The organism is Orlajensenia flava, assembly GCF_004801905.1.
Classification (GTDB): Bacteria; Actinomycetota; Actinomycetes; order Actinomycetales; family Microbacteriaceae; genus Orlajensenia; species Orlajensenia flava.
Genome location: NZ_SSSN01000030.1, coordinates 1 through 1,133, shown reverse-complemented (window position 1 = coordinate 1,133; position 1,133 = coordinate 1). Strand labels below are relative to the sequence as shown.

Genomic DNA, 1,133 nt, shown 5'->3' with positions numbered 1-1,133 from the left:
GCTTGGACGGCGAGGTTGTCGAGGAGGACGTTGACTGGCCCGTTGGTGGCGGAGCCGGACATGTATGAGAGAACGCCGATTTGGCCTGCAGCCTGCAGAGAGGCCTCAGCATCAGTGGCGGTCAGGAACCAATCGGCGGGCTCGGCCTGACCCTGCGGCCACACTTTCGCCTTCATCGCCGTACTGGATCCGGATGCCGCCGCCTGGAACCGCACCTGGAGCACGCCGCCGGCCGTCTGGGTGTACCCGGTAAGGACCTTGTTGGCCACCAGCGTCTCTGTGGTTCCCACGAGCTTCGCGATGCTGACCGTGACGACGCCCGCAGAGGAATACCGCAGCTTCAGACGGTATTCGCCCGACGCTGACTTGTGCACCACATAGTTGAAGTGCATACCTCCGCCATCGGCGACCTTGTCGAGCGCAACGCTCATCCTCGAGTCCGTGTCGGCCACGTTGACAGCCGTCAACGTGGACACCCGCGTCTGCGACGTGGACATGGCGATCTTTCCCACACCATCAGCGACCGAGAACGCCGTCGTTCCGCTCCACGGTCCACCACTATCGGCATTACCCCATCCCGTCGCGACGGAACGGCCGAAGTCATCCTTCGCCACGAACGCCGTCGTGCTGACCGTCACCGTCTTGGTCACGGAATTCGAGGCACCCAAGCTGTCCACCACCGTCAGGACGACAGGATAGGACCCGTCCGTGAGATAAGTGTGAGACGCGGTCAGCCCCGAGCCAGCAGGCGTGTTGTCGCCCCAGTTCCACGAATACTGAGCCGTGGCACCATCGGTCAACACCGACGACGAACCATCCACCGAAAGGTTCAAGCCCGTCGCGGCAGTCGCGAACGACGCAACCGGAGCACCATGACTCACCGACACACTCGCCTGTGCCACCGTGCTCTGCGCACCCAACGAATCGGTCACCTTCAACTTCACCATGTACGACCCCGCCGCAGCGTACGGATGAACCGGCTTCGCGAGCGTGGACGTAGCCCCATCCCCGAAGTCCCACGCATAAGAGGCCACCGTCGCCCCATCAGAAGCCGTTGAACCCGACCCATCAAAAGACACCGACAAACCCGAAGCCGCACTACCAATCACCGCAACCGGAACAGCATGCGGAGC

1 protein-coding gene is annotated in these 1,133 nt (G+C 62.9%); it reads right to left on the bottom strand.

Annotated elements, in window-relative coordinates:
• The coding region (locus tag E6C70_RS16560) for a PKD domain-containing protein (RefSeq protein ID WP_235833591.1) at window positions 1-1,079 on the bottom strand (1,079 nt) is incomplete at its 3' end.
• Window positions 1,080-1,133: the final 54 nt, after the last annotated feature.